25 protein-coding genes and 5 tRNA genes are annotated in these 26,953 nt (G+C 40.2%); 23 read left to right on the forward strand and 7 right to left on the reverse strand.

Features of this window, described 5'->3' with window-relative positions:
• Positions 1-32 precede the first annotated feature (32 nt).
• The 4 genes from K7A41_RS05685 to K7A41_RS05700 form a co-directional block, all read right to left on the reverse strand.
• Complete coding sequence (locus tag K7A41_RS05685; protein WP_265712905.1) at positions 33-2,450, reverse strand: ABC transporter permease; 2,418 nt, start codon at positions 2,448-2,450, stop codon at positions 33-35.
• Between the two features lie 71 nt (positions 2,451-2,521).
• A complete protein-coding gene (locus K7A41_RS05690) occupies positions 2,522-3,202 on the reverse strand; it encodes an ABC transporter ATP-binding protein (protein WP_028072650.1) in 681 nt (226 codons plus the stop codon).
• A 92-nt stretch (positions 3,203-3,294) separates the two neighbouring features.
• On the reverse strand, positions 3,295-5,661 hold the full coding sequence (locus K7A41_RS05695; protein ID WP_265712906.1) for an ABC transporter permease: 2,367 nt from the start codon (positions 5,659-5,661) through the stop codon (positions 3,295-3,297).
• A 67-nt stretch (positions 5,662-5,728) separates the two neighbouring features.
• Positions 5,729-6,982 carry an efflux RND transporter periplasmic adaptor subunit gene (locus K7A41_RS05700; RefSeq protein WP_265712907.1) on the reverse strand — a complete coding sequence of 418 codons (1,254 nt, stop codon included), beginning with the start codon at positions 6,980-6,982 and terminating at the stop codon, positions 5,729-5,731.
• Between the two features lie 706 nt (positions 6,983-7,688).
• Here K7A41_RS05700 and K7A41_RS05705 point away from each other — a divergent pair.
• The 4 genes from K7A41_RS05705 (at position 7,689) to K7A41_RS05720 (ending at position 12,447) form a co-directional block, all read left to right on the forward strand.
• Positions 7,689-9,071 (forward strand): TolC family protein, encoded by a 1,383-nt coding sequence (locus K7A41_RS05705; protein ID WP_265712908.1) that lies wholly within the window; start codon positions 7,689-7,691, stop codon positions 9,069-9,071.
• A 31-nt stretch (positions 9,072-9,102) separates the two neighbouring features.
• A complete protein-coding gene (locus K7A41_RS05710; RefSeq protein ID WP_265712909.1) occupies positions 9,103-10,464 on the forward strand; it encodes a sigma-54-dependent transcriptional regulator in 1,362 nt (453 codons plus the stop codon).
• A gap of 30 nt (positions 10,465-10,494) precedes the next feature.
• Positions 10,495-11,787, forward strand: a complete 1,293-nt coding sequence (locus K7A41_RS05715) for a sensor histidine kinase (RefSeq protein WP_265712910.1) — start codon at positions 10,495-10,497, stop codon at positions 11,785-11,787.
• Positions 11,788-11,919: 132 nt separating this feature from the next.
• Complete coding sequence (locus K7A41_RS05720; protein WP_265712911.1) at positions 11,920-12,447, forward strand: hypothetical protein; 528 nt, start codon at positions 11,920-11,922, stop codon at positions 12,445-12,447.
• Positions 12,448-12,558: 111 nt separating this feature from the next.
• Here K7A41_RS05720 and K7A41_RS05725 read toward each other — a convergent pair whose 3' ends face one another.
• Positions 12,559-13,722 carry a BamA/TamA family outer membrane protein gene (locus K7A41_RS05725; RefSeq protein WP_265712912.1) on the reverse strand — a complete coding sequence of 388 codons (1,164 nt, stop codon included), beginning with the start codon at positions 13,720-13,722 and terminating at the stop codon, positions 12,559-12,561.
• Positions 13,723-14,046: 324 nt separating this feature from the next.
• Between K7A41_RS05725 and K7A41_RS05730 the strand changes: the two genes are divergently transcribed.
• The 8 genes from K7A41_RS05730 to nusG all read left to right on the forward strand — a co-directional run bounded on the left by K7A41_RS05730 (position 14,047) and on the right by nusG (position 16,780).
• Positions 14,047-14,122, forward strand: a tRNA-Thr gene (locus K7A41_RS05730).
• A gap of 23 nt (positions 14,123-14,145) precedes the next feature.
• Positions 14,146-14,226, forward strand: a tRNA-Tyr gene (locus tag K7A41_RS05735).
• A gap of 48 nt (positions 14,227-14,274) precedes the next feature.
• Positions 14,275-14,347, forward strand: a tRNA-Gly gene (locus K7A41_RS05740).
• Positions 14,348-14,442: 95 nt separating this feature from the next.
• A tRNA-Thr gene (locus K7A41_RS05745) sits at positions 14,443-14,514 on the forward strand.
• A gap of 70 nt (positions 14,515-14,584) precedes the next feature.
• Positions 14,585-15,772: an elongation factor Tu gene (tuf, locus tag K7A41_RS05750; protein ID WP_028072656.1), complete on the forward strand. Its 1,188-nt coding sequence runs from the start codon at positions 14,585-14,587 to the stop codon at positions 15,770-15,772.
• Positions 15,773-15,931: 159 nt separating this feature from the next.
• Positions 15,932-16,002 (forward strand) — tRNA-Trp (locus K7A41_RS05755).
• A 22-nt stretch (positions 16,003-16,024) separates the two neighbouring features.
• Complete coding sequence (gene secE, locus K7A41_RS05760; protein WP_028072657.1) at positions 16,025-16,219, forward strand: preprotein translocase subunit SecE; 195 nt, start codon at positions 16,025-16,027, stop codon at positions 16,217-16,219.
• 15 nt (positions 16,220-16,234) lie between these two features.
• Positions 16,235-16,780 (forward strand): transcription termination/antitermination protein NusG, encoded by a 546-nt coding sequence (gene nusG / locus K7A41_RS05765; RefSeq protein ID WP_028072658.1) that lies wholly within the window; start codon positions 16,235-16,237, stop codon positions 16,778-16,780.
• 151 nt (positions 16,781-16,931) lie between these two features.
• On the opposite strand, the gene K7A41_RS05770 is transcribed toward nusG, so the two are convergent.
• Positions 16,932-17,252: a helix-turn-helix domain-containing protein gene (locus K7A41_RS05770; protein WP_265712913.1), complete on the reverse strand. Its 321-nt coding sequence runs from the start codon at positions 17,250-17,252 to the stop codon at positions 16,932-16,934.
• Positions 17,253-17,410: 158 nt separating this feature from the next.
• Here K7A41_RS05770 and K7A41_RS05775 point away from each other — a divergent pair, with 158 nt between their 5' ends.
• The gene (locus K7A41_RS05775) at positions 17,411-17,551 is read left to right on the forward strand and encodes a hypothetical protein (RefSeq protein ID WP_265712914.1); all 141 of its coding nucleotides are present in this window, start codon (positions 17,411-17,413) and stop codon (positions 17,549-17,551) included.
• Positions 17,552-17,553: 2 nt separating this feature from the next.
• On the opposite strand, the gene K7A41_RS05780 is transcribed toward K7A41_RS05775, so the two are convergent.
• Positions 17,554-18,204: a rhomboid family intramembrane serine protease gene (locus K7A41_RS05780; RefSeq protein ID WP_265712915.1), complete on the reverse strand. Its 651-nt coding sequence runs from the start codon at positions 18,202-18,204 to the stop codon at positions 17,554-17,556.
• A gap of 113 nt (positions 18,205-18,317) precedes the next feature.
• Between K7A41_RS05780 and K7A41_RS05785 the strand changes: the two genes are divergently transcribed.
• The 10 genes from K7A41_RS05785 to K7A41_RS05830 all read left to right on the forward strand — a co-directional run bounded on the left by K7A41_RS05785 (position 18,318) and on the right by K7A41_RS05830 (position 26,896).
• The gene (locus tag K7A41_RS05785; RefSeq protein WP_265712916.1) at positions 18,318-19,418 is read left to right on the forward strand and encodes an HlyD family secretion protein; all 1,101 of its coding nucleotides are present in this window, start codon (positions 18,318-18,320) and stop codon (positions 19,416-19,418) included.
• Between the two features lie 33 nt (positions 19,419-19,451).
• On the forward strand, positions 19,452-21,614 hold the full coding sequence (locus K7A41_RS05790) for a peptidase domain-containing ABC transporter (protein WP_265712917.1): 2,163 nt from the start codon (positions 19,452-19,454) through the stop codon (positions 21,612-21,614).
• Positions 21,615-21,630: 16 nt separating this feature from the next.
• Positions 21,631-22,977, forward strand: a complete 1,347-nt coding sequence (locus K7A41_RS05795) for a TolC family protein (RefSeq protein WP_265712918.1) — start codon at positions 21,631-21,633, stop codon at positions 22,975-22,977.
• 5 nt (positions 22,978-22,982) lie between these two features.
• Positions 22,983-23,297 (forward strand): hypothetical protein, encoded by a 315-nt coding sequence (locus K7A41_RS05800; protein ID WP_265712919.1) that lies wholly within the window; start codon positions 22,983-22,985, stop codon positions 23,295-23,297.
• Between the two features lie 60 nt (positions 23,298-23,357).
• Entirely contained in the window at positions 23,358-23,507 is a 150-nt protein-coding gene (locus K7A41_RS05805; RefSeq protein WP_265712920.1) for a hypothetical protein, read from the forward strand.
• A gap of 110 nt (positions 23,508-23,617) precedes the next feature.
• Positions 23,618-24,049, forward strand: a complete 432-nt coding sequence (locus tag K7A41_RS05810) for a hypothetical protein (RefSeq protein WP_265712921.1) — start codon at positions 23,618-23,620, stop codon at positions 24,047-24,049.
• 111 nt (positions 24,050-24,160) lie between these two features.
• Entirely contained in the window at positions 24,161-25,213 is a 1,053-nt protein-coding gene (locus K7A41_RS05815) for a hypothetical protein (RefSeq protein ID WP_265712922.1), read from the forward strand.
• Positions 25,214-25,833: 620 nt separating this feature from the next.
• Positions 25,834-25,998, forward strand: a complete 165-nt coding sequence (locus K7A41_RS05820) for a hypothetical protein (protein ID WP_265712923.1) — start codon at positions 25,834-25,836, stop codon at positions 25,996-25,998.
• 4 nt (positions 25,999-26,002) lie between these two features.
• On the forward strand, positions 26,003-26,167 hold the full coding sequence (locus K7A41_RS05825; RefSeq protein ID WP_265712924.1) for a hypothetical protein: 165 nt from the start codon (positions 26,003-26,005) through the stop codon (positions 26,165-26,167).
• A gap of 60 nt (positions 26,168-26,227) precedes the next feature.
• Complete coding sequence (locus K7A41_RS05830) at positions 26,228-26,896, forward strand: CPBP family glutamic-type intramembrane protease (RefSeq protein WP_265712925.1); 669 nt, start codon at positions 26,228-26,230, stop codon at positions 26,894-26,896.
• Positions 26,897-26,953 lie beyond the last annotated feature (57 nt).

Here is a 26,953-nt window from a genome sequence, read left to right on the forward strand (position 1 = left end):
GTCGAAGTTATCGTATAAAGCTATCAAGCTTTTTATTCATCTCGTAAACTATCTACTGGATTAGCGCGGGCTGCACTCAATGCATGATAACTCATGGCCAGAAATGCGATGCCAACGGTTATTATCGCCGGAATTGTAAACATCCACCAGCTCAGCTCAATTCTGAAGGCAAAGTCGCTTAACCATCTGTTGACTGCCAGCCATGCGATCGGGGTGGCTATTAAAATGGATATTATAATCAACTTCATATAGTCTTTCGATAGAAGTAATATGATTCCACTAACTGTACTGCCTAGAATTTTTCGGATACCTATTTCTTTTGTGCGCTGATGGGTCGTTAATGTCACCAACCCGATCAAACCTAAACAGCTAAGAAGAATGGTGATTGAGGTAGATAAATTAATAATTCTGTATAAACGATAATCTGCTTCATAGAGTTCTTTTATATGTTGATCATAAAACTGGTAGGTAAAAGGCGCTTTGGGGTAGACCGTCTTCCAGTCTTTCTCTATCGCCGCAAAGGCTGCCGGCCATTTACGGGAATCGGTACCTAATTTGATATTAATATTTTGCAGCATAGCTTTATTCGTCGTTAACTGCATCGCTACGGGGTCCAATGTCGCATGGAAATTAAAGTTGTGGAAGTTAGCCAATACGCCGACAATGGTAGTGGGTCTGTCGTTTACCGACACATGTTGACCCACGGCCTCTTGTGGAGATTTGAAACCAAACTTTTTTATAGCCATTTCATTGACAAGTATTCCGGATGTGCTGTCGGAACGTGTAAGCGCGCGTCCTGCTAACAGCTTCATACCGAACACATCGAGATAATTTTCTTCGACATATTTAAAGGGCATGTTGACCAAGACCTCGCCGGTATCACTCTGCATGATGATATTATTCCCCCACTGGTCGTTGTTCATCGGAAGATGACCTAGCGATACATGGTCGATTTCGGGATATTTTTGCAGGAGCTGTTTCAGCAAGAAAGGACTATTTCCGGAGTCTTCTGCTTTTTTATAAGGAAGCGGGATGGTAATAACGGCTTCGTCCTGAAAGCCTGCATCGCTGTTTAGTGCATGCTTCAACTGTAAACCCATAATTATCGTTAGTACCACAAAAGCCTGAGCAATGACGAATTGACACACGATGAGTACTTTTCTCAAGGAAAGTCCGCCAAAAGATAATTTGTCCGTTCCATTTGCTTTCATCACATCGACCACATGTACCTTATTGATCAGATAAGCTGGGTAGAGACTGGTAGCGAGTGTTAAAACGGTAATAAGTAAAGCTAGAAAGATGAAAAGGGGCAGATAATCTGAGAATGTATTGATATCTACTGGAATATAGGAATAGAACGCGGCTTCAAACAATCTCACCAATGGCCAGGAGAATATCAGACTTAACACGCATGTGACAAATGTCTCTTTGATAAATGCGAGGATTAGATGTTTTGGCTGTTCGCCTAATGTCTTGCGAATGCCAATTTCCCGTGACCGGGAGGGAATACGAGCTGTGGTTAGATTAATGTAATTGATACTGGCGAGGGTAAGCAGGAAAGCAGCGATGCCGACAAGCCCGAGTAATATCTGTTTGTCGCTGCTATTTTGAATAAACTTATTGAAATGCAAATCTGTGAGCGGAGCTAATTTATATCCCGGCGTTATATTATATTGTTTAAATTTATCGCCGACCATCTCTTTGACCTTCTTGGTCGCTGCTGCTGTTACTTGAGAAGGCCTACCGTTGTCAGCCAATTTAACGTAAACCTGGAAATTTGAGCTTGAATTCTCCCAATTATCGACCTCCTGAGGATTTGGTTTTACATGAATAAATTCTTTGTTGGTAAAGCTGCTCGGAAAGTCAAGGTCAGCCACGATACCTGTAACCGTTAGCGGTTGATCGTCATATAGGATGGTCTTCCCCAATAGCGTTTTTAGATCAGTATCGTTGAAATATTGTTTTGCTCTTGATTCTGTCAATATGATTTCATTGATATTTTTGAGTGCTGTACTGGGGTTTCCTACAAGCCATTTATAGGGAACAAGTTTAAAGTAATCGGCAGTAACAGATACTATTTTCTGCTGATCATTGAATTCCAGTATATCCCGACCCGACTGTATCTTTATACTTTCAAATGATCGGTTAATAACTGGTGCAACAAGCTCTAGCCCTGTTATTTCGTTTTTTAGATAAGCACTTAGAAAAGAAGCTAAAGGGTAAGGCGTCCCATCGAAATGATGTATATTCTCCCCTTCTTTAAATGCGGAGTATAGCTTGTAGATGCGTTCTTTTTCAGGATGATGCTGATCAAAACTTATTTCGTAGTTGACAATACGAAATACAATCCAGCATGCACTGATCCCCACAGCTAATCCGATGATATTTAGGAAGGTAAAGAGACGATTGTGCCGCCATTGTCTCCAGATTAATTTTAAACCTTTCATCATTTTTTGATGTTAAACTTGTTTAATATGCAAAGTTCTTAAACTATAAGGCCCGCTAAAATCAATAGCGTTAGCTAGCTCAAGGACGAGGTTTCCATGATCACCTGACCGTCCAGCATCCGTATGACACGATCGGCAAATTTGGCATCATGTTCACTGTGTGTTACCATTACGATGGTCGTGCCCGCCTCGTTGAGTTCAGTGAGAAGCTGCATCACCTCATTACCATTATTGGAATCGAGGTTACCTGTGGGCTCATCGGCAAGGATCAATTTAGGGTTATTTACGACTGCGCGGGCGACAGCAACGCGCTGCTGCTGACCTCCAGACAACTGCTGGGGGAAGTGATTGCGCCGGTGCATTATCTGTACTTTTTCGAGGACTTCTTCAACGCGTCTTTTGCGTTCTGCTGCCGGTACATTGGTGTAGACAAGTGGCAGTTCGACATTTTCAAACACTGTCAGTTCATCAATCAGATTAAAGCTCTGAAAGACAAAGCCAATATTGTGCTTCCGCAGGTCTGAACGACCACGTTCTTTGAATTTGGCCACTTCTATATCGTTAAACAAATAACTGCCTTCATCCAGATCATCCAGTAGACCGATGATATTTAATAGTGTAGATTTCCCGCAACCGGAAGGCCCCATGACGGCAACAAATTCACCTTCTTTGACATGGATGTTCAAATTATTCAATGCGACCGTCTCTACTTCTTCAGTGCGGTAGTACTTTTGAAGATTTGTTATTTTAATCATATTTTTTGTGCTCATGGTTTTTATGTTTTGGGTCTTTAGCGAAGTTGCTTTGGACGGTTTTTAGTTCTGTTATCAAATTCTTTTTTAACTGTTTATTGATCTCTTAAAGTCCTCGTCGGATTAGCTATCGCTGCTTTAAATGCTTGTGAAGTAATGGTCAATAAGGCAATGATAATTGCTGCCAAAGCACTGATTACAAAAATAGTCCAGGAAATTTCCACATGATGTACATAGTTGGTTAACCATTTGCTCATAATCACCCATGCAATAGGAAAGGCAATGGTACATGAGATCGCCACAAGAATGAGAAATTCACGGTTGAGCATCTGGATAAGTCCAGACACAGAGGCGCCCAAGACTTTACGGATACTGATTTCTTTGGCACGTTGTTCGGTAGCATATGCAGCTAGGCCAAATAGCCCCAAACAGGAAATAATGATGGACAGAAGTGCAAATACACTTGATAACTGTTGTACAAAAAGCTCGGCTTTAAATTTATTGTTGAAGCTATCGTCCAAGAATTTGTAGTCAAAAGGGAATCCAGGGTTATTTTGGACGATGATCTTCTCAATTTGTTGAATAGCACTAGGTAGATCGACCCCTGCCTTTGTCTTCATGATCATGATGCCATTAGCTCTGTTCATCGGTAGAAACAGCATCGGCTCGGGGTCGGCATATACATTGTTATAAACAAAGTTTTTGACAACACCGGCGATAGTGAACTTTTCCTCACCGTAACTGATGATGTTGCCCGCCACACGGCCATCTTTTTTGATAAGCTTCGCAAATGCTTCGTTGATGATGACAGAACTGCTATCGCCCATAAAATTTTGATGGAAGTTTCTACCGTCAGATAGCTTTAAATCCAATGCTGGGATAAGGCCCTCATCAGCGCGTAACATACCAATCAAGATACTTGCATTTGGATCTTTTCCATCCCAGCTAAAACCGGAGGTATTGGAGTTGATATCTAGGATACTCATGTCACTGACTCCAACTTCCTGAACTACTCCCGTCGCTAATAATTGATTTTTAATCAACGGCAGATGTTTGGACATATTGCCTTGTAGCGCGGTAGTCAATACCTGGCTCTTATCAAATCCAAGATCCCTATTTTTGTTGTGCTGGATTTGTTGATAGATAATAATGGTACAAATAATTAATACAACCGATGCCGTATATTGCAGGATGACCAACCCCTTGCGTATGAGGCTTCCACCGCCGCTCTTCTGTTTAGTCCCTTTAATTGTTGAAAGCGGTTTGAATGCGGACAGGAAAAATGCGGGATAGCTACCTGCAAACAATCCGCATGCGAATGTGACTGTCACCAGAAAGAAGAGGTGTGAGGGAGCTAGAAAATTGACCTGAAGTTCCTGACCGATCATCATGTTGAAAGGTCGGATAGAAAGGTAGATCAGCAAAATGGCCACCAGGGAGGAAATAATCGCCAATACCAGAGATTCACCCAAGAATTGCATCACAAGTGATTTACGGCTGGCTCCAACCACTTTGCGCATACCGACCTCTTTTGCTCTTTTTTCAGATCTTGCGGTCGCGAGATTCATAAAGTTGATGCAGGCAATCAGTAGCACCACCCATGCGATAAAGGTAAATAGACGAATGTTCTTAATGCCGCCTTCTTTTTCTACACCACTGTTGTCAAACTGATTGTAGGTAATCCAACGTTCCATTGGGTAAAGGTAGTTCTGCGAAAAAGTAACTTCACCATTGGTTTTATGTTTGACGAAGTTCATCATCTGCTTGTTGATCTGATCGATGTTAGCATTTTCTTCGACCTGAACAAGCGTTTGTAAACCATTATTCCCCCAGTTTTCCAACCAATCGTTTGCAGCTTCAAATTTTTTAAAAGGGATGAGCCATTGAAAATCATAGCTGCTATTTTTGGGAAGATCCTTGATAACAGCAGCGACGATGAAAGGCTCGCTATTGTTTGTTTTGACAGTTTTTCCCAATGCGGGACGGTCGCCAAATAATTTCTTCGCTGCAGTCTCTGATAATACAATATTATTGACTTGATCAAAGGCAGTTTTTCGATCTCCTTCAAGAAATTCTAAGGATAGTACGTCGGCGATATTCCCATCGGCATATACGCCATTTTGAAATATATTATTGTCGCCGACGGAAAACAACATGGGTGAATTCCAGCTTATGCGTACAGCATGCTTGATGCCCGGAATTTCTTTCACTATGCTTTGGGCAAAAGGTCCGGGGGTTGATTCAAAAACATAGGTGGCCCCATCGTAAGTCTGTTTTGATTTGACAATGTAGATATCCTTTTTGTTGACGAAATTATCGTTGTAGCTCAACTGATTTTCAACCCACAAAAAGATCAACGATGCCGCAGCAATCCCGACTGCCAGTCCAAAGATATTGAGCAAGCTGTAACCTTTGGTTTTCCAAAGATTACGAAGTGCGGTTTTAATAAAGTTTTTAATCATGATTATGGTCGTATGATAAAAGCAGTTGTCGACAGACCTGATGTGCTGGATAACCGCTATGCAATTTTTATTTTTTAATATTCAGCTCCTGTACCTTGTCATAAGTCTCATAACTAGATACTATAACTTTGTCTCCCGGCTGTAATCCTTTAATAACCTCATAATATTCAGGATTTTGTCTTCCCAGTTGGATATCCACACGATAAGCAGTGCTTCCATTTTTATCCAATTTGAATATCCAGTTGCCACCAGTTTGCTGATAGAATCCCCCTTTTGCCAATAACAGAGCTTTGGTCTCGTCGCTTAATGCCAGACGAATCTGTAAAGTCTGACCACGACGAATTCCCTTAGGAACATTATTGATGAATTCCATGTCCACTTGGAACCGTCCATTGGTGACTTGGGTGTATACCTTCTTGATACGTAACTTATAGGTTTTGTCACCAATGGAAAACTCGCCCTGCAAGTCTGGAAAAATGCGGTTAATATAGTGTTCGTCAATATCGGCCCGTACTTTGAATCCAGTCAGCACGTCGATTTGTCCCAACCGTTCCCCGGCGTTTTTGTTTTGTCCAATTTCTGCATCGAAGGAGGTCAATTGTCCGTCAACAGGCGCTCTAACGATCAGATCACCAATTTTTCTTTTCATCAGTTCCAATGCGCTCTGTGTACGTTGGTAGGTCTGCTTATCCTGATTGGCTTTTTGCGCATTGGAGATCTCGTCCTGTTTGAGGATCTGTTTGGTCAAATTGACCCGTTCTTTTTGATAGTTATATTCGTTCTGAGATTTTTCGAATTCCTGTGTACCAATAGCTTTTTCGGCGAGTAATTTTCTGTTTAGGTTATAGACACGTTCAGCTTCTCGATAAGCCTGTTCTACATCAGCCATCTGGTTTCGGTTGTTAATCGATGCCTGTTGTGCATTGGTCTGCGCAATTTGGGACTGTGTCAATAGATTCAGTACTTGTGTTTCTTGTTGTACCAGGGTAAGCTCCTGATCTGTATTGGAGAGACGCATAATAGGATCACCTTTCTTTAAGATAGTACCATCTTCCACAAATTTTTCTTCCACACGGCCGCCCACAGATGCGTCGAGATAGATGCTGCTGATTGGAAGTACCGTGCCGTTGATTGGAATGAATTCCTGAAAATTTCCATTTTTTATTTCGACGATAGAGATGCGGTCGGCTTCAACGTTGAGCTTGCTCTTGCCCGAGGTAAAATAAAAGCTGGCTCCTATTAACCCAACAATGCCCGCAATTCCTACAACGGTCATGATACGTTTGCTATTCCACTTCTTCTTTTCTAAAGGTCTGTCCATAATTTAATATCAATTTGGTATGTAACTATGAAAGCTGTGCCAATAATTTAATGTTTTGATTTGTAGTCGTTTACTTTGTTTAACTTCTTGTTTGGTGTTCGATAGCGGACACTTCTTGTACGAAGACGTACAACTGTCTTTTTTCATTTATCCCTTTTTCTTGTCTTTATTCTTTTGAGTACAAACTAACGACTGTTTCTTGTGGCAACTGAAGTGCTTTGAGCAAATACAACCACAGGTTGTGGTAAGGTTTAAAAGGTTTTTGATACAATTATCCTTATTGGGTTATTTCCCTGATCTTATTCGTCGTATACTATCGATCTTTTAAGATGATTACTCGGTTGGATATTAATAACATCAAGTATTTTAGGGTCATATGAAAGTCTTGGGGATAGTAATTTTTAATTACAGCAAATTAGGACCAAATAGTGATCAAGTCCTTCTTTCAAACAGTGATTACTCAGTGCTAACTGAACAATTAGTGAATGACCACTGTCTAAAAAATGTGTGAAAATTGTTGGTAGGTATAAGTTGTTATGAAGATGTTTCGGTTTTTGCGGCGAACTATCGAATTCTAATTGTCCAACTACGCACACCGACTGTCCATTAATGAACATTTTTCAAAATTCATTTTTTGTATTAATTTGATATTTAATGTTTTAGTTGTTTGGCATGGCGATGGTCAGCAAGAAAATAAAACATGGATATGAAGAGAGTCTATATATATACTACGTTATGTTTTTTATTGAGTTATGGCAGCGCAAAAGCGCAACAGGCTGAGCAGGGACTATCAGAAAGAGAGACTGGGACATCGATAGTCACAACGGGCGACAATAAACAAATGACCAAACGAACTTTAGCTGAATGTATACAATTAGCTGTAAAAGCCAATCCGACCCTATTGCAGAATGAACTGGATGTGAGGCGTGCAGAGGTGAATTTAGCACAAGCTAAAGCGAATAGACTTCCCGATGTAAATGCAAGTCTACAGCATAGCCTGACATCTGGAAGGTCGCAGGATAATTCTACCCTTCAATATATTTCATCCAACAATTCGACAGGGAATTTTTCCTTGGATGCAAGTCTTCCACTATTTAGAGGGTTTCGTCTATTTAACGAAATTCGGATGCGTGCTGATGCAAAGACTGCCGGTAAATTGACTTTTGATACGCAGATTAATGCTTTAAAACTGGATGTTATTACTGCCTATATCCAAAGTTTGACTGCTCAGGATATATTGAGACAATCCGAAATGCAGACTGAGGTAACCCGGGAACAGGTTCGCCGGGCGGAGACGATGCATAAGGAAGGTGCCATCAACCCGGGAGACTATTTTGATTTGAAAGGACAACTGGCCAACGATGTTAATATGGTTGAGAATAACCGGCAGTTACTCTATAGTAGCCGAGTGAAGCTCGCCACCTTGCTAAATATGGATGAAAATCAATTGGGAGAATTGGATAACCTAGGAATGCAGGAAAGCGGGCAACGACTGGATGCGAAACAGCTATATGAAATGGCTGTTGCTCAATTGCCCGATATGCAGGCGCTGGATTATCAGATTAAAGTGGCGGAGCGGAATATTAAGATTGCGAAATCATATTATTATCCATCGTTGAGTTTGAGCGCTGGTTTAGGCTCCAATTATTCTAAATTGGGGATTCAAGGGACGTATTGGTCACAAATGCGTAATAACGTCGGAAAATCTATTTCTTTAAATCTCTCTGTTCCTATTTTTAATCATTTACAGGTTTACAACAACGTCCGTTTAGCGAAGTTAGATCTACAAGCAGCTAAATATCAAAAAGAAATTCAGGCAAATATTTTACGGTCTGCCACATCCAATGCTGTTTTTAATTTGCAGAACGCCAGTAACATGATTACACAATTACGTAGTCAAAATGAAAATTATGCGGAATCTTTCCGCATAGCTAAAGTCGTTTTCGAACTGGGAAACAGTAATTCTGTTATCTTTCTGACGGCCAAAAATAAATACGACAGTAGTCAGATTCAATTGCTTGTGAAGCAATATGAATGGCTGCTGCAAAAATATATCAACGATTATTACGCAGGCTCGTTAAATTTATAGTTATCTTAGTGTCTGAAAGAAGCCAGGGAGTATGAAAAAAGCATCTATTTTAGTAGTCGACGACGATCAAGATTTATTAACGGCAGCGAGAATTCTGCTCAAACCCAAAGTTAGTCATGTCCAGGTGGAAACTAATCCGGAAAATCTGATCGGACATCTGGACAAAATGCCTTATGACCTCGTGCTTCTGGATATGAACTTCAAGAGCACCATCAATACAGGAAATGAAGGCTTGTATTGGTTATCACGGATTAAAGAAAAATTTCCCCATGTTCATGTGATTATGATCACTGCTTATGGCGCCGTGGATCTAGCTGTTAAGTCCCTAAAGCAGGGCGCGGCTGATTTTGTTGTCAAGCCATGGGAGAATGAGCAGCTATTGAACACAATTGAAAGTACGCTCGCCGAGTCAAAAAATAAAGAGAAGAAAAATAAAAGCTCACTACTAAGATCTAGCAATAGCCCTGATCTCATTGGCAATTCGCCGGTGATGGATGAATTGCAGTATAAGTTGGAGAAGATTGCACCTACAGATGCGAATATTCTCATTCTGGGCGAAAATGGTACTGGTAAGGACCTGATTGCTCAGGCCATCCAGCGCAGGTCACTGCGTGCAGATCGTGTTTACGTAAAGGTCGATGTGGGGGCATTGACAGAAACGTTGTTTGAGAGTGAACTTTTTGGCTATAAGAAAGGAGCGTTTACAGATGCCCGCGAGGACCGTCAGGGCAGGTTTGAAGCAGCAAACGGCGGGACGTTATTTCTCGATGAAATCGGAAATATATCTCTGCAGCAACAAGCTAAGCTACTGACTGTGCTTCAAAATCGCCAGGTCACACCGCTAGGTTCTTACCAGGCTATTCCTGTCGATATACGTTTGATCTCCGCAACAAATGTTCCTCTCAAGCAACTGGCTGATGAAAGCCGGTTTCGAAAAGATCTGATCTATCGCATCAATACCGTGGAGATCCAGGTGCCGCCCTTGCGGGAGAGGGGAGAAGATATCAAGGTGCTGGCGGCATATTTTTTGGATATCTATGCAAAAAAATACAATAAAAGAATTGAAGGTTTTGAGTCGGATGCCATAAAAAAGATGTTTGCTTATCATTTTCCGGGCAATGTGCGTGAGCTTCAATACAGCATAGAGCGGGCGGTGATCATGGCTGACCAGATCAGCATTGCTGGTAATGACTTGTTTTTTTCTCCCATTGAGCAGCAGGCCGAAATGCCTGTTGCTGCAACCATGCCCGGTAGTCAAAATCTGGAAGAGCTGGAACGCAAAGCAATCAAGTCGGCCATCGAACGATACAATGGAAATATCAGCAAAGCCGCCAAAGAGCTGGGACTTACCCGTGCCGCACTCTACAGACGTCTGGAAAAATATGATATCTAGTCTATGAGCCGGGGTAAACTATTCAATGCCATGAAGATTGTTCTGCTTCTGGCCGCTTCGGTTGCGGTAGCTTACTTGGGCATCAAGCGAGAATATGTGCAAGCATCCCTGATTTTTTGTATCATGCTTTATCTTGGTTTTAGTCTGTATGCGCAGTATAATTTTTTGGTTCGTCAACTTGTCGAGTTTTCAGAAGCAGTCAAATACCGTGATTTCACACGGAGGTTTCTGGTAAAAAATCCGAAGTCTGTTGAAGGACAGCTTTTCTTTGCATTTAATCAGATCAATGAAACGTATAAGGAGATTAGTATCAAACAGGAGATACAACATCAATACCTTGACCGTGTGATCAATATGTTGAACTCAGCCATTATATTCTATGAAATTGGCACAGGCAAAGTGATGTGGGTAAACGACGCTTTTAAGCAGCTTTTTCATTTGCCGCACCTTGGAAATATAGCAGGGCTAAAGAAAAAAAATCAGGATCTATACGAGAAAACAATGCAGCTCGACCATGGGCAGCAACAGATGGAATCCATTCAGTCCAGCAAAGGAAAAATTAAGCTCCTGATTCAAAGTTCAAGTTTTGAGACACAAGATGCAGTTTTTCGCATCGTGGTTTATCAGAATATCAATGAAGCTATCGACGAGACGGAAACAAAGGCCTGGCATAAATTGCTGCGTGTACTTACGCACGAAATCATGAACTCCATTGCTCCGATCAGTTCATTGGCCGAAACACTCAACAGCCGTCTGGACCATTTTAGAGGACAGGAAGATATCGAAGACCTGAAAACAGGCATATCCACAATCAAGCGCCGGAGTGAAGGCTTGCTTCATTTTGCAAAGAGCTATCGTATGATCAATAAAGTTGATCAGCCACAGGTAGCGCCAATTCAGGTATCCCAGCTATTTGAACATATTTATCAGCTGCTGGAGCCTACGCTCATCCAGAGGAATATAGACGTGGACATCATTTTAAAAAACACCCGTCTTGTGCTGTATGCCGACGTAAATCTCATCGAGCAGGTTATTATCAATATGATGCTGAATGCCATCGATGCAGTCAAGTCAAAAGCGGCGGGATATATCAGCCTGTCGGCACTGGAAATTGATGGCAGGATACAGATCAGGATTGAAGATAATGGGGCCGGAATCCCAGCGGATCTGCAGGAACAGATATTCACACCTTTCTTTACCACAAAGAAAACAGGGACAGGGGTCGGACTCACCCTGAGCAAACAAATTATGCTGCTCCACAAAGGAACGATTTTCCTCAATAGTGTGGAGGGAGCAGGGAGTGTGTTTATCCTGCAATTTTAGATTACTATGTTCCATGTGAAATAACAACGCGATCTGCTATTGTTACTGGTTCTGAGGAGGGCTAGAAGCGAACTTTTGTACCGAAAAAATTCAATTGTATTTAACCTTAAATTTCTCGATGTTTGCAGCGCAATGAAATACCACCTGAAGTATTGGCTACATTATTTTTTATCTCACAGTCGTCATGGGACACATTCCCCATTCGTATACAAACTGGTAGATGAAGTGATCTACCAAGACGAGCCGCCGGAGGCGTATTTGCAACTGCCTGCCGGGGTCAAATGCTGGCGTAAAGTAGAGCGAAAAAAGTATCTTTTGATCAGCCGCCTGTTAAAAGCCTTTGCTTATGATCAGTTCGCGCTGATGGTTGATGGGGATGCAGTAGATTACCGGGATTTGTTTGAAAGACAATGTGGAAATTATTCGTTCCGCAACATCTCTTACATAGACCAGGACCATCCGGTAACGGATTTTGTCGCAGCGGCCAGGGACCGTGATATGCTTATTGTCAATGAGCCCCATTTGAACACTGCGCGGGAGCTTTATTGGAATAAGTTAAAGGTTGACGACAGAGTCGTAGTCACGGTCGATCTCTACCATTTGGGACTCGTTTTCTTTAGAGCGGGACAACGGAAGGAGAACTTCTTCATCAGATTTTAGCTGCTGGAGAGGCTTAAAGCTTGTGGCCCTCATTTGAGAATCAAATAATTTTATTATACAATCATAATAGCCTGTCATGGTCCTAGACAGGCTTGTTAAGATAGTGCTTAATTAAAATGCTTCACTTAAGGATAGATAGAATCCGGACTGACGTTTCTCTCCGGCTCGCCGTTCGCCATAAGAATAATCAAATCGGATGCTGCTGTTATGTTCAAGGCTGAAGAAGTAGCGTAGCCCGCCACCATAACTGGGTACATAGCGGCTGCTGTTTTCTTTGGAAAAGGTGGAACCAAGCCCAGAAAAACCCACGATACCAAAGCGCGGGTGGAAGCGGTAACGTAGTTCGGCCTGAGAGGCCAAGTAATTTTTGTCGCGATAACGACCCAAATAGTAGCCCCGCATGATCATGTCGCCGCCGAGTTCACGGTAGTTATAGAAAGGTACTGTTTTACCAAATGTGGAGCGGAAAATTCCCTGTACTGCTAATGTAAGTTGCCGATGCAGGGGAATGAAGCCGCGGAGGTCTACATCCAAGTTGAAACCGTTAAAATCTGCGCTGGTCCATAATTTTGGAGCATAGGCAAGACGCAATTTCGCATAATAGCCGCGGGTGCTGTAAGAGACATTGTCGCGATTATCAAATAGCTGCGAAACACCCAGGAGCAGCTGCTGTCCGCCGTTTTTCCCAATGAGCCCGGACTGATTAAATATGTAATCATTGCTATCACTGCGAATGCTAAAATCATCGTATTGAACATTGAGGCCTGAATACAGGTTTTTTCCCACTTTTTTCTCTGCTTCCAACTTGATCCGAAACAGTTTTTGCGCAATGCGCTCTTCGTCTGCTTTCCAAGTATCCATGCCGATCCCATAATAATTGAAGGGCCAGTCGCGGTAGCGGATTTCGCTGATAAAATGATAGTCATTGTTTTTCGTCCACAGATCGGTTTGAAATTTGAAGTTGGATTGGTGTTTGGAAGTAAATGTCCCCATGAGCAACATCGTAGAGGTGCGTATATGGGGGTCCGACTTGTCGAGATAAAAATTATAGGAGCTCGACAGTCCGTATTCCACACCAGTCTCCTGTGCATATCCAACAGCAGGCAAAACCATGAAACTGCCCGAACGCGTCGAATCCTTCTCCGCTGAAAGGAATTTTTTACTCAGTTTTTGAATGATATTTTGACCCTTCAAATCGCCTGCCCCAGCTATTAGTAGTGTCAACACCGCGGTATAGCGGGTCAGCTTTGAAAGTGATTGGGATAAAATTTGCATGCCCAAAGATAGTATATTAGGCAAATAACCAAAATAGGTAAATATGCAATGAAAAATTATTGTGCTGCGTATCAGTATAATTGCTGAAAAGTGTCGCTTTTTTTTGAGAAATATTTTTGTAAAGTGAGTTTTGTGTCTATCTTTGCATCAGCAAACAAGGGAACAACGGTTCATCACAACAAAGTTTGCTTAGTTCTTTAAATGAAAAAAAAAGTAAAAAATAAACTTGCAAACGTCAAAAGTAAATTCGATATTTGCACTCGCTGAAAAGATAAATCGTCTGATTAGGTGTTGATAGAACGTAAGTTTTTAAAGATATTAGAAGCCTCTTTAGCTCAGCTGGTAGAGCAACTGACTTGTAATCAGTAGGTCATTGGTTCGATCCCGATAAGAGGCTCCAAGTGTAGCGAAAGCTACAGGTCTGGAGGGGTTCCAGAGCGGTCAAATGGGACGGACTGTAAATCCGTTGCTTCGGCTTCGAAGGTTCGAATCCTTCTCCCTCCACACTTTTTTTAATTGGAGTTTAGATTTACTCTAGTTTCTAGTTGTTAAGCGGAAGTAGCTCAGTTGGTAGAGCGATAGCCTTCCAAGCTATAGGTCGCGAGTTCGAACCTCGTCTTCCGCTCAAAATTTTCAAGTATTAAATTTAGTCTCTATCTTCTTTGATAATAATGTATCTAAAGGTGGGGGCATTAATACGTAAATGAGGTTTTTTAGTAAGCCGAAGTAGCTCAGGGGTAGAGCACTTCCTTGGTAAGGAAGAGGTCGTGGGTTCAAATCCCATCTTTGGCTCGTACTTGTGTAAGTTAAGCAAGAGTATATAACAAATAGAAATAATTTATAATTACTAATTCGCATAAACATGGCAAAAGAGAAATTTGACCGTAGTAAACCACACTTAAACATTGGTACTATCGGTCACGTTGACCACGGTAAAACTACAACTACAGCTGCTATCACTAAAGTATTGGCTGATAAAGGTTTGTCAGAAGCTCGTTCATTTGATTCAATTGACTCTGCTCCTGAAGAAAAAGAGCGTGGTATCACAATCAATACTGCACACGTAGAATATTCTACAGCTAACCGTCACTATGCACACGTTGACTGTCCAGGTCACGCTGACTACGTTAAAAACATGGTAACTGGTGCTGCTCAGATGGACGGTGCTATCATCGTAGTTGCTGCGACTGATGGTCCTATGCCTCAAACTCGCGAGCACATCTTGTTGGCTCGTCAGGTAGGTGTTCCTGCGTTAGTAGTATTCATGAACAAAACTGACTTAGTTGATGACCCTGAGTTGTTAGACTTAGTTGAAATGGAAGTTCGTGAGTTGTTATCATTCTACGAATTCCCTGGTGATGACATTCCTGTAATCAAAGGTTCTGCTTTAGGTGCATTGAACGGTGAGCCTGAATGGGTTGATAAAATCATGGAATTGATGGATGCTGTTGATAACTACATTCCAATTCCTCCACGTTTGACTGATTTACCTTTCTTGATGCCAATCGAGGACGTTTTCTCAATCACAGGTCGTGGTACAGTTGCTACAGGTCGTATCGAAAGAGGTGTAATCAACTCTGGTGATCCAGTTGAGATCTTAGGTATGGGTGCTGAGAACTTGAAATCTACTGTAACAGGTGTTGAGATGTTCCGTAAAATCTTAGATTACGGTGAAGCTGGTGATAACGTAGGTCTATTATTACGTGGTATCGAGAAAACTGATATCAAACGTGGTATGGTTATCTGTAAACCAGGTTCAGTAACTCCTCACACAGATTTCAAAGCTGAGGTTTACGTATTGTCAAAAGCTGAAGGTGGTCGTCACACTCCTTTCTTCAACAAATACCGTCCTCAGTTCTATTTCCGTACAACTGACGTAACTGGTGAGATCTCTTTACCAGAAGGTACTGAGATGGTTATGCCAGGTGATAACGTTACAATCACTGTTAAGTTGATCAACGCTATCGCGATGGAAAAAGGTCTACGTTTCGCTATCCGTGAAGGTGGTCGTACAGTAGGTGCTGGTCAGGTAACTGAAATCTTAGCGTAATCTATCGATTATTCTAAATACAAAATAAGCTAATCGACTGTGGTTGATTAGCTTATTTTTTTCAACGAAATTTTTGTTGATTTTTAATAAAAAAAAGATAAAAAAAAGTTGTGTTAGATAGTTTAAAACACTATATTTGCAACACAAAATAAGAAATACACGGGCATAGTTTAAAGGTAGAACGAAGGTCTCCAAAACCTTTGGTCTGGGTTCGAGTCCTGGTGCCCGTGCTTAATAAACAGATAAACTAAAATGGCAAAAGTACTTGATTTTTTTAAAGACTCTTATGTAGAGATCACTGAGAAAGTGACTTGGCCTACATGGTCACAGTTGCAAAGCTCAGCTGTTATTGTGCTTGTTGCGTCTCTTCTTATTGCATTGGTTGTCTTTGTGATGGATAAAGCATCGAGTGTAGGGTTAGAGTTCTTGTACGGTATTGCTTCTTAATTTTCAATAATATTTATGGCAGATCAAGGTTTAAAATGGTACGTAGTTCGTGCTGTAAGTGGGAAAGAGAAGAAAGTAAAGCAATATATTGATGCCGAGGTTAGTCGTTTAGGTATTGAGCACTTGGTTCCTCAAGTGTTGATTCCGATGGAAAAATATTACTTGATGCGCGATGGTAAGAAGGTTGCCAAAGAACGTAACTACTATCCTGGATATGTGTTGTTAGAGGCCGCTCTTGATGGTGAATTAGAACACATCATCAAAAATATCAATAGCGTCATTGGGTTCTTGGGTGATAAGGCAGGTAATGCTGTGCCTTTGCGTCAATCTGAAGTAAACCGCATTCTAGGTAAAGTGGATGAGATGGCAGAGCAAGGTGAAACTATCAATGTCCCTTACTATGTGGGTGAGACTGTAAAGGTAAACGATGGTCCGTTTAATGGTTTCACAGGTGAAATTGAAGAGGTACATGAGGATAAAAAGAAGTTGATCGTCATGGTGAAGGTTTTTGGCCGGAAGACTCCTCTCGAATTGAACTATATGCAAGTCGAAAAAGAATAAGATTAGTAATTAACGATAGAGAAAAGCTTTTCATGAAAATTGAAAGGCTTTTTTTGTTTCTTAGGCTATTGAAAAGGCCAGCGGACGGAATGCAGGCCATTATAGTTGGTGAGGAAATCGGAGCGGCTGCTAATTGTTACAGTGGCGGATATCAGATTTCACCTTGGGATCGTTTCTTTTGGAATAAAGCGGTCACTTTCTTTGCAAGAAGTTTGATATAATGATAGATTAAGCCGAATACATTCTCTCCTGTTATATCGCTAGCCAAGGCAGGCGGCAATAATTCATAGATCGTAATACCAAAATATTCGGCAATTTTGTAAACCTGTTCTACCTTCAGCTTCGTCTCATTGCGTTCTATTTTAGAATATGCCGCCTGGGACATATTTAATATATATGCTACGGCTTCCTGTGATATCTTCAGGCTCTCTCTTTTCTGTCTAATAATTGTTCCGATTTCTTCTTTTGCCATTTCTCTAATATCAAACTATAGGGAAGCCTAATTTAATAAATATAACTTGAAGTTGTAAAGCTTTTCTATGATAAAACTGGTGGTTATAGTGTATAACCTCAGGTTGTGGTGTCAAAGCGCCCTTTCCATGAATTTTGAAAAAATAAAAATCAGATATCATGGAAAAAAAATTAAATGAAATTAATGTTAGAGATTTAGATGCTAATGAAGTGTTGGAAATTGGAGGTGGGGGATCGGAAAGGAAGGATGAGAAGAGGGGTAGTTGGTTAGAGTCAATATGGAATCTGTTAACTTCATAATCCTAAAAGAGTGCTTTGTACATTTCTATTATTGAGGTGTGTCTAACCAGTAATGCAACGATGGAACCTATTAAATATGCTGCTAAGTGTAGTTTTTTATTAGTTTTCTTTTTTTTTCCTACAAAAGTCAATAGAATAAGTATTCCCAGACCTACTATCCATCTATGAGTAGTGTTTTGTACAAAAGAAAAGAGATGGCTACTTGTTTCTTGTAAAGGAAAAAATAGCGCTGAAAAGCCGAATAGTCCAAAGGAAAGTCCCGATGCACCAACCGCAGTAAATGAAAAATCGTTCTTTTCCGAAATAGTCTGGATGAGATTGGGGAGGATAATCAAAAGAAGAAAAATAGATATTGTACCTATGTATGCCACTGTAGTGCCATACTCTTGATCGAGATTACCAAACGTATCATACCCTAATCCAAAAATTACAATACAATTAAACAATAGGTGAATCCCGTTGCGATGAACTAATGCGGAGGTAAGCAAAGTATGAATACGCTTACCTCTTGCTATTTCGTAGGGGTGCAGGATCAGTGCATGGAAAAATGATTTGTTATAAAATCCAATTATGCTGCAGACCAATATAATCGGAACGACGATATAGGAATATGGAGCTTCGGAAAAAGTTGGAAATATATCAAAAAATTTCATCAATGATCATTAGTTGTGCTTCCGAAGATAATTAATAAATTTTAAAATACAACCTCAGGTTGTGGTGGGTGTTGGAGTTATTGATCAATTTTGTATCGTTGATCAAAACCGCTATGAAAAGAACAAATATTATATACGTATTGCTGATACTGGCTGTTATAACTGCGGTAATATTATTGCCGATTATTAAGGTGCCGATCTCAATTTCGGCACAGGGGGTCGTTAGACCCAAGATGGAGAATGCAAAAATACTCTCTTTGGTCAGTGGTCGAATCATTGACAATCGTATCGTCGGCAACAACCAGCAGGTAAAGGAAGGGGACACTTTACTGATTGTCGTTTCCGAGGATCTAGAAAATAAGCTGTCCTTAAATAAGGATCTGATGGCAGACTATTCACGACAGATTGCCGATCTGAAACTTATTCTCGGGGGAGACGCAAAAAGCGTCCAAGGTGGACAATACCAACTGGAATATCTATCGATGGAGCAGCGGATGTCTGAAATCCAATCGCAACTCACATTAGCACGGCGCGAACTGGAGCGTAATAATAAACTATACAGCCAGGGGGTGGTGTCCCAGGCAGAACTCGATAAAACACAATATTCTTACGAGCAACTTGAAAATCAGTTTCTGACGATACGCAAGCAGCAGATGGCGCAATGGAGTGCTAAGCTGGTCGAATTGCAACAAAAGGCTCAATCGCTATCGTCCGAGAAAAAGTCTATCTTGATTGATGGTCAAAACTATATTGTTCGGGCACCTATCACGGGAACTGTGGTCAATTTTAAGGGGTATCAAAAAGGAGGTCAGTTGGTGCAGGGGCAGGATATCCTAGAGATTTCACCAGAAGATCAGCTTATAGCCGAGTGTATGGTGCCAGCCAAATCCATCGGCTACGTCAGAAATGGTCAATCGGTCAAGTTTCAGATGGATACGTATAATTATAACCAATGGGGATTTCTATCGGGTACAGTGCATGACGTTGACTACAATCTGGTCACGGATCAGGAACAAGGGGTATTCTTTAAGGTTCGTTGTCACATGGATCAAAACTTTCTGAGCCTTCCCAATGGAAATAAAGTCTTTGTAGGAAAGGGAAATACATTCAATGCGCGATTTTACCTCTTGGATCGTACCTTGTGGCAACTCCTGTTTGATCGGGCTGATGACCTGTTCAATCCAAATCTTGGTGCTAAAACGAGCGCTTTATAATCTTTTATTACCTGTTAAAAATAATTTGTACGAATGAAAAAGTCACCTGTTTGCATTAAACAGCACGATATCCGTGACTGCGGAGCAGCCTGTCTAGCTTCTATTGCGGGCTACTATGGTACACATATTCCCATCGCCAAAATCAGACAGTATTGCCATACCGACACCCGTGGTACCAATGTATTGGGGATGGTTCAAGGATTGCAACAGATGGGTTTTAATGCCAAAGGTGTCAAGGGCGCCATGGATGCTATTCCGCAGATCCCGCTGCCGGCAATTGCTCATGTTGTGCTCAAAGAGCAGCTCCAACACTATGTGGTGATCTATCAGGTGGAAAAGGATAAAATCACGGTGATGGATCCTGGCTTGGGAAAAGTGGAGAAATATACCTTTGAGGCCTTTCAGAAGATCTGGACTGGAGTGCTGATCTTAATGGAGCCCAATGAATACTTTGAGCAGAAAAATGAAAAGACCGCTGTGTACAAGCGATTTTGGAATCTGATCAAGCCGCATCGTTCGGTGATCGTTCAGGCACTGGTCGGTGCTGCAGTGTATACGCTACTGGGGCTTTCCACATCGTTTTACATCGAGAAAATTACCGATTATGTACTGGTCGATGGCAATGTACGCTTGCTGAACCTGCTCTCTATTGGCATGTTGGTCATTCTCGTCTTTCAGTTGCTCATTGGTACATTGAAGAGCGTGATGGTCTTGCAGATGGGACAAAGGATTGACAAGTACCTTATTTTAGGCTATTATAAGCACTTGCTGAGCCTTCCGCAGCGCTTCTTTGATACCATGAAAGTAGGCGAGATTATATCGCGGGTCAACGATGCAGTAAAGATACGCGCTTTTATCAATGATGTGGCCATACAGGCTGTGGTCAATGTGCTGATCGTGGTCTTTTCCTTTGCGCTCATGTTTACTTACTTCTGGAAACTGGCTTTGATCATGCTACTCGTTATCCCCTTTTATCTGGGGGTATATTGGCTTTCGAATAAGCTAAACAAGAAAGTGGAACGCCGGATGATGGAAGAGGGAGCCGAACTCGAGTCTCATCTGGTCGAATCGCTGAATTCGGTCAAGACCATCAAACAGTTTGGCATTGAGACTTATTTTAATAGCGGTACAGACAACAGGTTTACCCATTTGTTAAAAACAATCTATGCCTCGGTGATGAATGGATTGTTTTCCAGCACCTCTGGTGAATTGTTGTCACGACTCTTTACCATTATCCTCCTATGGGCAGGCTCATATTATGTGATTGAACGCACAATCACGCCGGGCGAACTCTTATCCTTTTATGCGCTGATCGGCTATTTTACTGGGCCTGTGACACAGCTTATCGGAATGAATAAGACACTGCAAAATGCATTGATTGCAGCAGATCGCCTGTTTGAAATTATGGATCTGGAGCGTGAGGAATCTGAAGAAAAATTACAGCTTACCTCGGATTTGGTCGGGGATATCGTCTTTGATAATGTCCGCTTTTCCTATGGATCGCGGGTGGAAGTGTTCCGCAATTTTTGCTGCCGAATAGAGCAGGGGAAAATGACAGCTGTGATCGGGGAGAGCGGAAGCGGTAAGACTACCCTCGGAGCACTGATCCAACAGTTGTATCCGCTACAGGAAGGGAAGATTTCGATCGGACAATATGACCTGAATTACATCTCAAAGAGTTCGCTTCGGGAGCGTATCGCTATAGTACCCCAGCAGATCGATCTATTTTCGGGTAACGTCATTAGTAATATTGCCGTCGGGGAGGATATTCCCAATTTTCAGCGTCTATTGCAGGTGGTCAATGAATTGGAGATGATGTCTTTTATCGAAAAGCTTCCTGCTGGTTTTGAGACGCAGCTGGGTGAAAACGGGTCTATGCTATCCGGCGGACAGCGACAGCGGATTGCCATTGCACGTGCTTTATACCGCAATCCGGATATTCTGATTTTAGACGAGGCGACTTCGGCATTGGATACCTCAACAGAGCAGGTGATTCAACGGGCATTTCGCCGCTTTAGAGATTCCGGTAGGACCATGATTGTGATTGCGCATCGGTTGAGCACCATTGCCGAGGCCGATACCATCATGGTACTTAAAGATGGTATGCTTATCGAGCAGGGCGAACATGGGCAGTTATTGGCCCAAGAGTCGGTCTATAAGGATATGTGGAAAAAGCAATCGATCGTGTTAAACTAATCTAGCCAATTATTCAATGATGAACATTTATCGAAGCAAGAGCATAAAGTATTGTTTTATTCTTATATGGGTAATGCTGTCTGTGGATGTGCTGGCACAACAAACCTGGACCTTGCAAGACTGTATCGATTATGCAGTGGAGCATAATCTGCCGATCAAGCAGCAGGAAATCAAGGTGGCAATAAAGATGCTGGATCAGGAAATGGCGCTCCGAGAGCGTTTGCCAAATGTCAATGGCTATGCGAATGGTTACACCACTTTCGGATCATCACAGGATGTGTTCGGTACGATCCGGCGTAATGATAACTTGAATAGCAATATGGGGATCAATGCGGAACTGATCTTATACCAACATAACTATTTTCGAAACCAAGCCAGGAAAGCGGCTTCCGAAGCGGAGCAGGAACGTATCGAGAAAGAAATATTGAAAAGGAATCTTACCGTTCAGCTGATGGAAGCTTACTTGCAGACGCTGCTGGCTCAGGCGCTGGTTGTATCACAGGATTCGGCCATGCAATTTTCAAAGCAATTATTGGATAAAGCCGAGAAAAGTACAGCGGCAGGAGCAACAGCTATGTCGGTAGTTGCCGAAGCAAAAGCCAATCTGGCTCGGGAAAGGCAGCAATATCAGCAGTATCATAGAGATAGGCAGCAGTCCTTGCTCAAATTGGCTCAATTGATGAATTATCCAGATTACAGTAGTTTGCGATTGGCCGCCCCGATAACCGTGAATGATCCTCTGCATGACAGTACTTTTTCGGAGATATCGAACTTGCGGGAAGAAGCCTATTTGCATAATCCGGTATTTGCCAAACTCCAAAGTGAAAAGGATGGGCTTGACCTCGAATTCAAGCTAATTAAAGCAGCACTATTTCCGACGGTAAAGGGATCTGCTGGTTTAGGGAGTACTTATTTCAATGCGTTTAAATCAGAGAATACACGGCCTTTTTTTGTGCAGAGCAAAGACAATTTTGCCCAGCAGCTCGCCGTAACGGTTTCAGTACCCATATTTAACAAGGGAAAAACAAAACGACAATTGAAGCAGATCGAATTTAACAAGCAAAATATCCAATTGTCAGCCGACAATGAAAGGCTCGCACAGCAACAGATACTAGACAAGCTATTGCTTGAACTGGACGAGAACAGAAAGCAATATGATATTGCGACGGAAGCGAGCACGGCAACAGCGCAATCTCTGGATTACACCTTACGTAGTTTTGAGGCAGGCAAAGCCTCCATATATGATATCAATACTAGTAAAAGTAATTTGATCAAGGCGGAAACAGAAGTGATCCGCAGCAAATATAATGTGTTTTTCAATCAGCTGATGCTACGCTATCAGATTTATGGAACGATAAATTAAATGATATGAAGCTATTTCAATATATAGACCGGATTAATTTGTTGGACAAGTTGATCCGTCAGAGAAGGACGGGGACACCTCTTGTATTAGCTAAGCGGCTGGGCATATCTGTTTCTCGATTGTATGCGATGATGGATGAACTTAAGGGAAGGGGGGCACCAATCGATTATTCTCGGCAGGACTATACGTATTATTATACTTATGAGTTTATGATTACGATTTCGTTGAAAATGGAAGTACTAGGTGATGATAAACTTCGCCATATATCCGGTGGACAGAAATTTTTTTCAACTATTTTTTTCACTACTGTTTTTGTGTAGTGAGCAAAAGTAATTTAGTAGTGTTAAGTAACAAAGTATAAACAATTTTAAATTATCAAAATGAAAAATTTAAATTTAGAAAGCCTTGGCGTTCAAGAGTTGAATGCGAAAGAAATGGTTGAAATCGAAGGTGGTAAATTGGTCGATTGGTTGAAAGTTATTGGCGCGGCTATTACTCTTGCTGTTGCAATAATCTCCGGAGATTTGTAATAGTATTAGAGTGTGTGCATTCTCGACTGAAAAAAGAGAATGTACGCACTCTTTGTTTGTAACAGTGTTGGCGATCTTATATTTTTCAGAAGTCAAAATAGATTATTCTTATGAAAAAGTGCGTTATACTTTTGAGTGTAATTATTAGTTTAGTATATAACACTCAAGCACAAGAAAGAGACGGGAAGTCGTTTGAAATTCAATTAGGTGAAAAATTAGTTTTTGATAAAGTCGTTGACTTTGCTTTGAAAAAGGATTTCTTTATATCAGTTTTAAATAAGGAAGCCAATTTTATCCAAATTGTCAAATTGGAAAGAATAGGGAATAGTCTCGTGTCAAATGGTAAAAGGCTGACCTATAATTTTATAATTAGTAAAGTCAACGATACGGCTTCAGTTTTAAACCTCCAAATAAAAGTCGAAGATGACTTATATAAGAACTATGTAAATTTCTATGTGGATAAGGGAATTACTAAAGATATATCATATTATACATCAATTATGAATGAACTTAACCTAGTCAGATTGAAGAAAAAAGAATGATAATTTTAATTACTGGCATATTTGATGAAGATAATAGTTTTAATTTTATAGCTTATGAAGCTTTGGTCGATAATAGTAGTTATTTTTTTATTAAGTCCTATACATTATTCAATGGCACAATTAGTCTTTTTGAATAATGAGACGGAATTACCTGTTCCTTCTGCTAATATTTATAATAGTAAAGGAAATTTAATTGGTTTTTCAGATAAAAACGGTAAAATGGAATTGATTCCAGAGGCGAGGTCTTTAATTGTTTATCCAATGGATATCTTGGTGCAACATGTTTCTTATGATCCAGAGAGAATTAGAATTATTTCGAATGAAATCAAGCAAAATGTTCTCTTGCGTCCGCGTGAAAATAAGTTAAAGGAAGTTGAGATTGTAAGCAGACCTGCTGATTTCTTATGTTTAAGAGGTTATTATCGTTCACTGGAAACTTTTAATTTGAAACATAAGTACTTCTCGGATGGAATAGTTGAATTTTATATCCCGCTAAAAAAAGGAAAGGTAAAATATCGGGTACTCAATTATCGTATTTTCCAGGATTCCGCTGTCGTGGATGAGTATAATAAAAAGATGTGGACCTTTTTCACTACTCCTAGAATGGCTGAGATATTTACCGGAAAATTGACGGATCGTTTAAAAAATTATGAATTCAAAAACTATGGTGATAGAAGAACGGAACTAATTAAAAAGGAGAAAGTTGTCGGTTATATTTCGCCTTCAGTAGACCAACAATCTGTTTCCTTATATGTTGATCAAGTATTGCCTGACTCTGTTAATCTTGAAAAAATACTGAGTATAGAGGCTAAAACAAGACATGATGTTTATATTGAAAATTATCGCAATCACAAAATTTCAGATCTTTCACCCAAAGATTTAATAAATGTTTACCAACTCGTCACTGGAAGTATAAAACGAAAAGCAGAATATGGTCACATTCCATATGAGGTTATGAATGAGTTTTATGTAATGGACAGTGAATTTTTATCTACTAAGGAATATAAATTGTTAGAACCAACTTTAATAAAGAATTTTAATAAGACCTACGATAAAAGTAGTTTTTCTAGTTCTTTTTGGGAAGAGCTAGATGCTTATAATATCCCTCCTATAAATGATGTTTTAGCAAATCAAATAGGTGAAAATCTTAAATTGGTTAATTGATATTCGATAGTAATTTGTTGTAATTGACCTCCTCCTTACCTTCTAAATAATGATGAATCGCAGGCTATAAAAATAACTATGGTATAAATTGATAGGAGAAAAGCATCTTCAATAAATAATTTGAATACACTATTACTTTTTCTATCCTAGTTTAAGGAAAGTAATAGTGTTTTTGACTTGTGCTATTGGCAATTGAAGAGTAGTTGATGAGATTAATGTGAGAAAACTAATGAATGAAATAATAGATTATCCTGGGTTTGTCGCAGAATCGAAATTGATTAGTATGTCTAAAGCTAATATGATAGGCTTGTTGTTTTTCGCTATTTTCATCGTTTTATATGGTGTACCCTTTTAGTTATTGTGGGATTTGGATGAGGCGATCACTGTTATGAAAAAGACTATTCAATCCAAATCAAGGTAGAGGTACAGCAGGAAAATATTCATTTGATGGATATTCATCAAATGAGACAAGCAAATGCAGGCGATAATTTTATTTCGAATTATATGTTGAATGCTTTTTTGTGCATTGAAAAAAAGTAATTTAGTAGTGTTGATCAACAAAGCAGGAATCCGAAAAGGTTTATACATAGAGTAGGAGCTAATTTTATAAATCGAAAAAAATGAATACATTAGATTTAAAAGGTTTCGGTGTTCAGGAAATGGATGCTAAAGAAATGGAAGTAATTGATGGAGGATGGAATCAAAGTGATGGTATGATATCACCAAATACAGCCTACTTTTGGGGGGATTTTTTTAGCGGTCTTATTGATGGACTTTTAGGTTAAGATTATGAAAAATATTAATGATTTAAATATAGAAGAATTGACTAACTTAGAATTAGTTGATCTTGAAGGTGGTGTTAGATATCCTGAAGCCTACCAAGCTGGAAAGGATATAGGGGATGGATTGAGGAGAGGTTTAGCAATAATAGGTATCTACCTACTTTTTGTATAATTTTTTAAGCGAGGATGTTTTTATTGTGAGACTCCTCGTTTATATGTCTTATTTCAAAGAATGTTAACAAAAGATAAAATAAAGTCTATTGGATACTTGTATCTTCTATTTATCTGTATTGGATTTATACTTATGATGATTATTAGATCTATAGATACTTTTCTAGTGGTCGATTATTATAAATTACCAAGTTTGTTACATCACGACGTACTAAAATCTGTTAGGGCACTTACCAATAATAACAGCTTCCTTATTGTACTTTTAGCCGCATTTTTTGTCCCAATTGTTGAAGAAACAATGTTTCGGCTTTGGTTATCATTAGATGCACGGCATATAGCCATATCTTTTTCAGCTATTTTAACATATTTCCTTTTAGGGATTAAGGATTTGTTTAAGGTAAACTTAATGACTCTAGCTATCATTTTATCTTTTATCATGATTGGCTTAGTAATTTATCGGTTTTTGAAAGGTAAGGATATAGAAGGATATCTGACTAGATTTATTTCTATTAAATTCTTAGGTTCCATAAGTGCGATTGCTTTTGGACTTATACATATTACCAATTTTGCTCCTATTAATACAAATATTTGGTTTATTTATCCCATTTATGTTCTTCCTCAGATTGTACTTGGGTATTTGACAGTATATCTTCGACTAAAGCATGGTTTTATATATGCAGTGGGACTGCATGTGTTGGTAAATTTTATCGCTGTTCTTATGAAGATTTAGTGAAAATGATTTATAAGATAGAGGATTTGTAATCTAGATTTTCTTTTCGATAATAAT

The organism is Sphingobacterium sp. InxBP1, assembly GCF_026191775.1.
Lineage (GTDB): Bacteria > Bacteroidota > Bacteroidia > Sphingobacteriales > Sphingobacteriaceae > Sphingobacterium > Sphingobacterium thalpophilum.

What these genes read in the sequence shown, in the direction of transcription:
- K7A41_RS05685 (WP_265712905.1), bottom strand. Translation starts at nt 2,450, where the DNA reads ATGATGAAAGGTTTAAAATTAATCTGGAGACAATGGCGGCACAATCGT.
- K7A41_RS05690 (WP_028072650.1), bottom strand. Translation starts at nt 3,202, where the DNA reads ATGATTAAAATAACAAATCTTCAAAAGTACTACCGCACTGAAGAAGTA.
- K7A41_RS05695 (WP_265712906.1), bottom strand. Translation starts at nt 5,661, where the DNA reads ATGATTAAAAACTTTATTAAAACCGCACTTCGTAATCTTTGGAAAACC.
- K7A41_RS05700 (WP_265712907.1), bottom strand. Translation starts at nt 6,982, where the DNA reads ATGGACAGACCTTTAGAAAAGAAGAAGTGGAATAGCAAACGTATCATG.
- K7A41_RS05705 (WP_265712908.1), top strand. Translation starts at nt 7,689, where the DNA reads ATGAAGAGAGTCTATATATATACTACGTTATGTTTTTTATTGAGTTAT.
- K7A41_RS05710 (WP_265712909.1), top strand. Translation starts at nt 9,103, where the DNA reads ATGAAAAAAGCATCTATTTTAGTAGTCGACGACGATCAAGATTTATTA.
- K7A41_RS05715 (WP_265712910.1), top strand. Translation starts at nt 10,495, where the DNA reads ATGAAGATTGTTCTGCTTCTGGCCGCTTCGGTTGCGGTAGCTTACTTG.
- K7A41_RS05720 (WP_265712911.1), top strand. Translation starts at nt 11,920, where the DNA reads ATGAAATACCACCTGAAGTATTGGCTACATTATTTTTTATCTCACAGT.
- K7A41_RS05725 (WP_265712912.1), bottom strand. Translation starts at nt 13,722, where the DNA reads ATGCAAATTTTATCCCAATCACTTTCAAAGCTGACCCGCTATACCGCG.
- tuf (WP_028072656.1), top strand. Translation starts at nt 14,585, where the DNA reads ATGGCAAAAGAGAAATTTGACCGTAGTAAACCACACTTAAACATTGGT.
- secE (WP_028072657.1), top strand. Translation starts at nt 16,025, where the DNA reads ATGGCAAAAGTACTTGATTTTTTTAAAGACTCTTATGTAGAGATCACT.
- nusG (WP_028072658.1), top strand. Translation starts at nt 16,235, where the DNA reads ATGGCAGATCAAGGTTTAAAATGGTACGTAGTTCGTGCTGTAAGTGGG.
- K7A41_RS05770 (WP_265712913.1), bottom strand. Translation starts at nt 17,252, where the DNA reads ATGGCAAAAGAAGAAATCGGAACAATTATTAGACAGAAAAGAGAGAGC.
- K7A41_RS05775 (WP_265712914.1), top strand. Translation starts at nt 17,411, where the DNA reads ATGGAAAAAAAATTAAATGAAATTAATGTTAGAGATTTAGATGCTAAT.
- K7A41_RS05780 (WP_265712915.1), bottom strand. Translation starts at nt 18,204, where the DNA reads ATGAAATTTTTTGATATATTTCCAACTTTTTCCGAAGCTCCATATTCC.
- K7A41_RS05785 (WP_265712916.1), top strand. Translation starts at nt 18,318, where the DNA reads ATGAAAAGAACAAATATTATATACGTATTGCTGATACTGGCTGTTATA.
- K7A41_RS05790 (WP_265712917.1), top strand. Translation starts at nt 19,452, where the DNA reads ATGAAAAAGTCACCTGTTTGCATTAAACAGCACGATATCCGTGACTGC.
- K7A41_RS05795 (WP_265712918.1), top strand. Translation starts at nt 21,631, where the DNA reads ATGATGAACATTTATCGAAGCAAGAGCATAAAGTATTGTTTTATTCTT.
- K7A41_RS05800 (WP_265712919.1), top strand. Translation starts at nt 22,983, where the DNA reads ATGAAGCTATTTCAATATATAGACCGGATTAATTTGTTGGACAAGTTG.
- K7A41_RS05805 (WP_265712920.1), top strand. Translation starts at nt 23,358, where the DNA reads ATGAAAAATTTAAATTTAGAAAGCCTTGGCGTTCAAGAGTTGAATGCG.
- K7A41_RS05810 (WP_265712921.1), top strand. Translation starts at nt 23,618, where the DNA reads ATGAAAAAGTGCGTTATACTTTTGAGTGTAATTATTAGTTTAGTATAT.
- K7A41_RS05815 (WP_265712922.1), top strand. Translation starts at nt 24,161, where the DNA reads ATGGCACAATTAGTCTTTTTGAATAATGAGACGGAATTACCTGTTCCT.
- K7A41_RS05820 (WP_265712923.1), top strand. Translation starts at nt 25,834, where the DNA reads ATGAATACATTAGATTTAAAAGGTTTCGGTGTTCAGGAAATGGATGCT.
- K7A41_RS05825 (WP_265712924.1), top strand. Translation starts at nt 26,003, where the DNA reads ATGAAAAATATTAATGATTTAAATATAGAAGAATTGACTAACTTAGAA.
- K7A41_RS05830 (WP_265712925.1), top strand. Translation starts at nt 26,228, where the DNA reads ATGTTAACAAAAGATAAAATAAAGTCTATTGGATACTTGTATCTTCTA.